At 43.0% G+C, this 8174-nt stretch carries 9 protein-coding genes, 1 rRNA gene and 1 riboswitch; of the genes, 9 read left to right on the top strand and 1 reads right to left on the bottom strand.

Annotated features, from left to right (window positions below):
• The first annotated feature begins 15 nt into the window (after positions 1-15).
• Positions 16-131: ribosomal RNA gene (rrf, locus tag CSV69_RS14540) — 5S ribosomal RNA — on the top strand.
• A gap of 52 nt (positions 132-183) precedes the next feature.
• Here the strand turns inward: rrf and CSV69_RS14535 are convergent.
• A complete protein-coding gene (locus tag CSV69_RS14535) occupies positions 184-687 on the bottom strand; it encodes a hypothetical protein (RefSeq protein ID WP_143560838.1) in 504 nt (167 codons plus the stop codon).
• A 187-nt stretch (positions 688-874) separates the two neighbouring features.
• On the opposite strand from CSV69_RS14535, the gene CSV69_RS14530 reads away from it, so the two are divergent.
• The 8 genes from CSV69_RS14530 to purF all read left to right on the top strand — a co-directional run bounded on the left by CSV69_RS14530 (position 875) and on the right by purF (position 8170).
• Positions 875-1402, top strand: coding sequence for a DUF2179 domain-containing protein (locus CSV69_RS14530; protein WP_085427165.1), 528 nt, complete (start codon positions 875-877; stop codon positions 1400-1402).
• The gene (locus CSV69_RS14525) at positions 1399-1584 is read left to right on the top strand and encodes an NETI motif-containing protein (RefSeq protein WP_085427164.1); all 186 of its coding nucleotides are present in this window, start codon (positions 1399-1401) and stop codon (positions 1582-1584) included. Before CSV69_RS14530 ends, CSV69_RS14525 begins: the two co-directional genes overlap by 4 nt.
• A 127-nt stretch (positions 1585-1711) precedes the next feature.
• Positions 1712-1812: riboswitch (purine riboswitch) on the top strand.
• A gap of 153 nt (positions 1813-1965) precedes the next feature.
• Positions 1966-2454: a 5-(carboxyamino)imidazole ribonucleotide mutase gene (gene purE, locus CSV69_RS14520; protein WP_085427163.1), complete on the top strand. Its 489-nt coding sequence runs from the start codon at positions 1966-1968 to the stop codon at positions 2452-2454.
• 2 nt (positions 2455-2456) lie between these two features.
• Positions 2457-3578 (top strand): 5-(carboxyamino)imidazole ribonucleotide synthase, encoded by a 1122-nt coding sequence (gene purK, locus CSV69_RS14515; protein ID WP_099693773.1) that lies wholly within the window; start codon positions 2457-2459, stop codon positions 3576-3578.
• Positions 3579-3614: 36 nt separating this feature from the next.
• A complete protein-coding gene (purS, locus tag CSV69_RS14510) occupies positions 3615-3869 on the top strand; it encodes a phosphoribosylformylglycinamidine synthase subunit PurS (protein WP_085427162.1) in 255 nt (84 codons plus the stop codon).
• Positions 3866-4549 (top strand): phosphoribosylformylglycinamidine synthase subunit PurQ, encoded by a 684-nt coding sequence (gene purQ, locus CSV69_RS14505; protein WP_085427161.1) that lies wholly within the window; start codon positions 3866-3868, stop codon positions 4547-4549. Before purS ends, purQ begins: the two co-directional genes overlap by 4 nt.
• Positions 4539-6770 (top strand): phosphoribosylformylglycinamidine synthase subunit PurL, encoded by a 2232-nt coding sequence (gene purL, locus CSV69_RS14500; RefSeq protein ID WP_099626230.1) that lies wholly within the window; start codon positions 4539-4541, stop codon positions 6768-6770. Before purQ ends, purL begins: the two co-directional genes overlap by 11 nt.
• The gene (purF, locus tag CSV69_RS14495; protein ID WP_085427159.1) at positions 6746-8170 is read left to right on the top strand and encodes an amidophosphoribosyltransferase; all 1425 of its coding nucleotides are present in this window, start codon (positions 6746-6748) and stop codon (positions 8168-8170) included. The genes purL and purF overlap by 25 nt, the downstream gene beginning before the upstream one ends.
• Positions 8171-8174: the final 4 nt, after the last annotated feature.

Genomic DNA, 8174 nt, shown 5'->3' with positions numbered 1-8174 from the left:
GCTTTACTCAAAGAGTCTAGTAACGATGGCGAAGAGGTCACACCCGTTCCCATACCGAACACGGAAGTTAAGCTCTTCAGCGCCGATGGTAGTTGGGGGTTTCCCCCTGTGAGAGTAGGACGTTGCTAGGCACGAAGCCATTCCTTATGGGGAGTGGCTTTTTTGTGTTTTAAAAACGGTGTATTATGTAATGTATATAGTGCAACCGAATAAGAATCCGTTATTTTGCTTGCTAAAATCGGATGGAGATCTATTGTATCGTGTGTTACGCTCATAGTGTCTAGCTAAGTGCTCTATCGCACCCGTTATCCGCTCATAGACCCCCTCCAAGTGCTCTATCCCACCCGTTATCCGCTCATAGACTCCAGCCAAGTGCTCTATCCCACCCGTTATCCGCTCATAGACTCCAGCTGAGTGCTCTACCCCACCCGTTATCCGCTCATAGGCTCCAGCTAAGTGCTCTATCGCACCCGTTATCCGCTCATAGACTCCAGCTGAGTGCTCTACCCCACCCGTTATCCGCTCATAGGCTCCAGCTAAGTGCTCTATCGCACCCGTTATCCGCTCATAGACCCCAGCTGAGTGCTCTACCCCACCCGTTATCCGCTCATAGGCTCCAGCTAAGTGCTCTATCGCACCCGTTATCCGCTCATAGACCCCAACCAAGTGCTCTTCCCCATCCATCATCCCAACAACTAAGTTACAAAAAACACCACCATCTATTCAATCCCCACCTTAAAAACTCTCTTCCAACTCCTATCAATAAAGTAAACCTAATATTCTTATCCAATATAAACCACATTTCAAAAGACTTTCCTTGAATTATAAGGTTAGGCGCGATACGATTACTCTACTTGTAAGGGGGAGTGATGCAATGGTAATGGTGTTAATTATCTTCGCGATAAATATTGTATATGTAACTTTCATGACAATGCGAATTATCCTGACTTTGAAAGGTTATCGTTATATAGCTGCTGGTGTGAGTATGATAGAAACAGTAGTGTATGTAATTGGGCTTGGTTTGGTGTTGGATAATCTGGGGCAAATACAAAACTTAATTGCGTATGCTCTGGGGTATGGTATAGGAGTTATTATCGGTTCCAAAATTGAAGAAAGATTAGCACTCGGTTATATTACAGTCAATGTGATAACAGCAGATGTTAATAAAGAAATGCCTGCGGAGTTAAGAAGACTCGGTTATGGTGTAACGGATTCTTCAGCAAATGGTTTAAGTGGAGCTCGTTCGACTATGCAGATTTTGACTCCACGAAAATATGAACTGAAACTATATAAGACCATAACGGAGATTGATCCGAAAGCATTTATTATATCTTATGAACCTAAATCGATACACGGCGGCTTCTGGGTAAAGAATGTGAAACGAGGCAAATTATTTAAATGAGTAAACAGAAGATGTGGTTTGATAGAGAAGAAGATGAGACACTCGAAGAATGTCTGGACAGAATTAAAAACTTAGGCTATACAGTTGTTGCTCGAAGAGAGAAACCTTTGTTTAAACAAGTGGGGGAAGAGTATATCCCCATCAGACAACAAACGCAGTTTCAGGGCATCAAAAACAGCTAATAACTGTCAGTTGAAAGGGAACTGTCTTGTATACATTCATATGTCAACTTAAAGGCGAATGATTTTAAAAGATATATAATATAATGTTCGGTTTTAAGTTGACGGATTATGTAATAGTTGATAATATAATAAGAGTAAATGAGTTCCCCGTATATGCTGCAGAATTGGCTGTGGCGTTTCTACCAAGACACCGTAAATGTCTACACTATGTGGGAAAGCAATTTTTCTTGGATATCACGGATGATGGCTGAGTTAGATGGTTTTACATCCGTTTAGTAAGGGTCCTTGAAAGTTCTGCTTTTTGTGCATGTGAAAAGTGGAGTTTTCAAGGACCTTTTTATTTTTATTAAATCATGTTGGGCATGAAGGAGCGGATTAGATTTGGAACCGAAGATTGGTGTCATTATGGGCAGTAAGAGCGACTGGGAAACAATGAAGCATGCATGCGACATTTTAGATGAACTAGGAGTTCCTTATGAAAAGAAAGTAGTGTCAGCCCACCGTACGCCGGATTTCATGTTTGACTATGCAGAACAAGCAGAGAAAAAAGGATTACACGCTATTATTGCAGGAGCAGGCGGAGCTGCCCATCTACCAGGAATGGTTGCGGCAAAAACGCTAGTTCCTGTTATTGGTGTGCCTGTGCAATCTAAAGCCTTGAATGGAATGGACTCATTATTATCCATCGTTCAAATGCCTGGTGGCGTTCCGGTAGCAACTGTGTCGATTGGCAAAGCAGGCGCTACAAATGCGGGCCTTCTAGCGGCTCAAATACTTTGTGTACAAGATGAAGAATTACGTAATAAGCTACAGCAAAGGCGCGATGAAATGAAGAAAATTTCGCTGGAAAGCAGTGGTGAATTAAATTGAAAATGATTCAACCTGGACAGACAATCGGCATCATTGGTGGTGGACAACTGGGACGGATGATGGGATTTGCAGCAAAAGAAGCAGGATTCAAGATTGCGGTACTAGATCCAACAGAGAATTCTCCGTGTGGACAGTTAGCCGATGTTGAAATTGTCGCTCCGTATAATGATGAAGAAGCACTGAACGAATTAAGCAAAGTCAGTGATGTCATTACATTTGAATTTGAAAATATTGATTATGAAGGATTGAAAAGGCTAACTGAGAAAGCGTATGTTCCACAAGGCGCGGAGTTAGTTCGCATTACGCAAAACCGAATTAATGAAAAAGCTGAAATTCAGTCAGCTGGCGTACCGGTTGCACCCTATGTAACTGCCGAAACGTATGATGAGTTAGTACAGAAAATTGACGATGTTGGTTTTCCTTGTATCGTAAAAACGGCTTTTGGTGGCTATGATGGTAAAGGTCAGGTCAAGCTTGAATCGAAAGAGCAAATAGAGAGTGCTAAGGATTTATTTACCCACTCTTCTTGTATAGCGGAAGCATTTGTTCCGTTCGAAAAAGAAATTTCTGTTATTATTCAACGAAACCCAGCTGGTGAGACATATTGTTTGCCAATTGCAGAGAATATTCATAAGCATCATATTTTGCACGAATCGATTGTGCCTGCACGAGTTGACCAAGCAGTCCTGGAGTCGGCAGAAGAAGCAGCAAAAAAAATTGCTGGCCATTTAAAGTTAGTAGGCACACTAGCAGTTGAAATGTTCGTGTTGCCTGACGGTAAGATTATTATCAATGAATTGGCACCGCGACCACATAACTCGGGTCACTACTCAATAGAGGCATGCAATATTTCGCAATTTCATCAGCATATTCGTGCAGTCTGTGGGTGGCCATTACGTGAGCCGAAGTTATGGGCACCATCCATTATGGTGAATGTATTGGGAGAACATGTAGCACCACTTCAAGAACGTATTGCAGATTATCCTGATTGGTCAATTCATTTATACGGTAAAGCAGAAGTGAAAGAAAAACGTAAAATGGGTCATGTTACGATTATGACGGATGATCTTGAAAAAACATTGCAAGAAATTGAACAGTCCGGTATCTGGCAAGAAACTAACTAATACAAACTATGATTTCCACTTTGGGAGGAACCGACAATGACGAAAGTAACTATTTATGTAACACTACGTGAAAGTGTTGTAGATCCACAAGGAATCGCAACAACAGAAGCACTTCAGAAAATGGGTTATGAAGAAGTGAAAAACGCGCGAATCGGTAAATTGATCGAATTGCAGTTAGATGGTTCAGAAGAGACAATTGAGACACGCGTGAAGGAAATGTGTAATGATCTATTGATCAATAAAGTCATTGAAGATTATCGATTCGAAATCGGGGAGGTTACCAGCAAATGAAGTTCGCCGTTCTAGTATTCCCAGGTCTTACTTGTGATCTTGATATGTACCATGCCATTGAGGAATCGGTAAAGCAAGATGTTGAATACGTTTGGCATACGGAAGCTGACCAACTCGATCAATTCGATGCAGTTCTATTGCCAACAGGCACTTCATACGGCAACTACTTACGTCCGGGTGCATTGGCGAAAAGTTCACCTGCATGCAAGCAACTTCAAGCATTTGCTGAATCTGGTAAATTAGTTCTTGGAGTCGGTAATGGTTTTCATATCTTAGTAGAAGCAGGCATCCTCCCAGGTGGATTTTTACGCAATAAGAGCTTGAAATTCCGTTCAGCTCAAGAATCGGTACGGGTAGAAAATAATAATACAGCTTTCACAAAAGACTATACACAAGGTCAAGTGCTCACATTGCCAGTAGCTAGTGAATTTGGCAATTACTATGCAGACGAGCAGACAGTGAATGAACTGAAAAACAATAATCAAATCGTCTTCACATATGCGAATGAAAATACAGATGGCAGTACAGCGGCAATCGCAGGGATTACAAATGAAAAAGGTAATGTTCTTGGTATGATGCCACTTCCAGAGCGTGCAGTAGAAGCAATCATCGGTGGAACAGATGGAACAGCTTTATTCCAGTCAATCATGAACAATCGGGGTGAACAGCATGTCAATTAATCACGAACCTACAGCAGAGCAAATTAAAGAAAATCGTCTATACCTTCAAATGGGGATGACGGATGCAGAATATGATCGTGCGGTAGAAAAACTTGGTCGTACGCCGAACTATGTAGAAACAGGATTATTTTCTGCTATGTGGTCAGAGCACTGTTCTTATAAAAGCTCAAAGTCTGTATTACGCAGATTTCCTACTGAAGGTGCGCGCGTTCTACAAGGTCCAGGTGAGGGTGCTGGAATTGTAGACATTGGTGATAATCAAGCTGCCGTGTTCAAAATGGAATCCCATAACTCTCCATCAGCAATCGAGCCTTTCATTGGTGCAGCAACAGGTGCAGGCGGAATCATTCGTGACGTATTCTCTATGGGCGCACGTCCCGTAGCACTAGTAAATTCACTTCGTTTCGGTGATTTAACAGAACCGCGTGATAGATTCCTGTTTGAAGAAGCAGTTGCAGGAATTGCGAGTTACGGTAACGCAATGGGAATTCCGACGGTGGCTGGAGAAGTTCAGTTCGACCAGTGCTATTCGAAACGTCCATTGGTCAATGCGATGGCAGTCGGCTTGCTAAATCATGAAGATATTCAAAAAGGCGTAGCAGCTGGTGTAGGCAATACCGTGATATATGCAGGTGCTACTACAGGTCGTGACGGTATTCATGGAGCAACGATGTCTTCTTCGGAATTATCTATTGAAGAAGAGCAAGAACTACCAGTCATGCAGGCAGGCGATCCGTTCATTGAAAAGTTATTGATGGAAGCTTGTTTGGATTTAGTTAAGTCCGATGCGTTAATCGGTATTCAAGATATGGGTGCAGCAGGCTTGACATCATCTGCAGCAGAAATGGCTTCAAAAGCAGGCTATGGTGTGGAATTAAACTTGGATCTTGTACCACAGCGCGAAGAGAATATGACAGCGTATGAAATGATGTTGTCTGAGTCTCAAGAACGTATGTTGATCGTTGTGAAAAAGGGTCGTGAAGAGGAGGTTATTGCACTATTCACGAAGTATGGTATTACTGCGGCAGTAATAGGTCAAGTAACAGACGATAAAATGCTTCGTCTACTTCATAAAGGCGAAGTCGCAGCTGAAGTTTCAGCAGACCTGCTGGCTGAAGATGCACCTAGCTATCAGAAAGAATCAAAAGAACCAGCATCGTTTGGAGAAAACCAGGCGATTGAAAATACAGAACCACAAGTAACGAACTTGAAAGAAACATTACTCGACTTATTGCAACGTCCAACGATTGCTTCAAAAGAGTGGGTTTACAACCAATTCGATACAGGTGCAAGAACTAATACAGTACTAGCGCCAGGAGCGTCAGCAGGTGTGATCCGTGTTAGAGGAACGAACAAAGGTATTGCGATGACAGCAGATTGTAACTCACGTTTCATTTATTTGGATCCGGAAACGGGTGGTAAAATTGCGGTAGCTGAAGCTGCACGTAACTTAGTATGTTCGGGTGCAGAGCCAATCGCACTGACAGATTGCTTAAACTTCGGTAGCCCTGATAAGCCTGAAGTATTCTGGCAACTTGAAAAATCTGCAGATGGAATTTCAGAAGCTTGTCGTAAGCTGAATGCGCCAGTTATTGGCGGTAACGTATCTCTCTCCAATGAAGTAAATGGTGTGCCGATCTATCCAACTCCAACAATTGGCTTGGTAGGAATCGTCCATGATTTGAGCCAAGTAACAACTCCTGGTTTCAAACAAGCTGGAGATGCAATCTATGTAATTGGTCAAACAGAAACAGAATTCGGTGGCAGTGAATTGCAACAAATGATCGAAGGAAAGATCTTTGGTAAATCACCAGCAATCGATTTAGATGTAGAGGCTACACGTCAGCAACAACTTCTTGAAGCGATTCAAGCGGGACTAATTCAATCAGCTGATGATCTATCAGAAGGTGGATTTGCTGTAGCGCTTTGTGAAGGAACATTTGGTTCAAACGGGTTGGGTGCTGATGTGACAGTGGAAGGTTCAGCAATCACTGCATTATTCAGTGAGACACAATCACGTTTCTTAGTGACTGTACAAGCCGATCAAGTAGCTGCGTTTGAAGAGAAAGTCCAGCATGCAGTGAAAATCGGGACCGTGACAGATGGCGAAGATATTGTCATCAAAGACGCAGAGGGAACTGTCTTAGTAGAAGGGACGGTTGAAGAATTCCAGACTGCTTGGAAAGGGGCAATTTCATGCTTGCTGAGCTCAGAGGCTTAAACGAAGAGTGCGGCGTATTTGGTATTTGGGGACATGAAGATGCAGCACAGCTGAGCTATTACGCTTTGCATGCTCTTCAGCACCGTGGACAAGAAGGAGCCGGTATCGTCGTAAAAGACGATAACGGTCTACACGCGGTCAAAGGTGAAGGTTTGGTTAATGAAGTATTCTCTGGAGAAAAACTGAATTCACTCGTAGGACGTGGCGCGATTGGACAAGTCCGTTATACGACAGAAAACGGACGTGGTATAGAGAATGTTCAACCGCTTGTCTTCCGTTCGACAACTGGAAGTCTAGCTATAGCGCATAACGGTAACCTAGTCAACGCAACAGATTTGAAAGAACATTTGGAGCGTCAAGGAAGTATCTTTCAAAGTACATCCGACACAGAAGTTCTTGCGCACTTGATCAAACGTAGCAGTGGGTCTCGGAATCAGCGGGATCGAGTAAAAAAAGCCCTTAGTATTCTAAAAGGTGCATTCGCATTTGTCTTGATGACGGATGAAGGAATGATGGTTGCCCAAGATCCGAACGGTATACGCCCATTATCACTTGGCAAAATAGGCGATGCGTGGGTAGTCGCTTCGGAAACTTGTGCTTTTGAAATTATCGGTGCGGAACATGTTCGTTCCGTTGAACCTGGTGAATTGCTGATCATTAATGACAGCGGATTGACATCTGAGCGGTTTGCAGAACCTGGAGATAATGCAATGTGTTCAATGGAATATGTTTATTTCTCACGTCCTGACTCGGATATTGATGGGATCAATATTCATGCTGCACGTAAACGTTGCGGTAAGCAATTGGCTCGGGAAGTACAGATTAGTGCAGATGTCGTCACGGGAGTTCCTGATTCCAGTATTTCTGCTGCCATCGGATTCTCTGAACAAAGCGGTATTCCGTACGAGTTGGGATTAATCAAAAACCGCTATGTTGGCAGAACGTTCATCCAGCCGTCTCAAGCGTTGCGTGAAAAAGGCGTAAAGATGAAGCTGTCACCTGTACACCAAGTGGTTAGCGGCAAGCGAGTGGTAATGGTCGATGATTCAATCGTTCGTGGTACCACATCTAAACGTATAGTCGCCATGCTTCGTGCTGCGGGTGCTAAAGAAATACATGTTGTGATCGCTTCACCCCCATTGATTGCTCCGTGTTATTACGGAGTAGATATTAGTTCGGATTCAGAATTAATAGCAACAGGTCGTACTTTGGATGAAATGCGTGATGAAATCGGTGCAGATTCACTATCATTCTTATCAATAGAAGGAATGCTAGAAGCCAATGGCCGATCATCTGAAATGAAAAATTGCGGACAATGCTTAGCTTGTTTCACGGGTGAATATCCAACAGATATTTATTCGGACACGGCCATGCCGCATGAAAAAGAAATCGTACGATAGGAGG

This window comes from Sporosarcina sp. P26b (assembly GCF_002743245.1).
GTDB classification, from domain to species: domain Bacteria; phylum Bacillota; class Bacilli; order Bacillales_A; family Planococcaceae; genus Sporosarcina; species Sporosarcina ureae_C.
Note: the sequence above shows the minus strand (reverse complement) of the source record. Positions and strands in the feature narration are given on the sequence as shown.

What these genes read in the sequence shown, in the direction of transcription:
- purL (WP_099626230.1), top strand. Translation starts at nt 4,539, where the DNA reads ATGTCAATTAATCACGAACCTACAGCAGAGCAAATTAAAGAAAATCGT.
- purS (WP_085427162.1), top strand. Translation starts at nt 3,615, where the DNA reads ATGACGAAAGTAACTATTTATGTAACACTACGTGAAAGTGTTGTAGAT.
- purK (WP_099693773.1), top strand. Translation starts at nt 2,457, where the DNA reads ATGATTCAACCTGGACAGACAATCGGCATCATTGGTGGTGGACAACTG.
- CSV69_RS14535 (WP_143560838.1), bottom strand. Translation starts at nt 687, where the DNA reads ATGATGGATGGGGAAGAGCACTTGGTTGGGGTCTATGAGCGGATAACG.
- purF (WP_085427159.1), top strand. Translation starts at nt 6,746, where the DNA reads ATGCTTGCTGAGCTCAGAGGCTTAAACGAAGAGTGCGGCGTATTTGGT.
- CSV69_RS14525 (WP_085427164.1), top strand. Translation starts at nt 1,399, where the DNA reads ATGAGTAAACAGAAGATGTGGTTTGATAGAGAAGAAGATGAGACACTC.
- CSV69_RS14530 (WP_085427165.1), top strand. Translation starts at nt 875, where the DNA reads ATGGTAATGGTGTTAATTATCTTCGCGATAAATATTGTATATGTAACT.
- purQ (WP_085427161.1), top strand. Translation starts at nt 3,866, where the DNA reads ATGAAGTTCGCCGTTCTAGTATTCCCAGGTCTTACTTGTGATCTTGAT.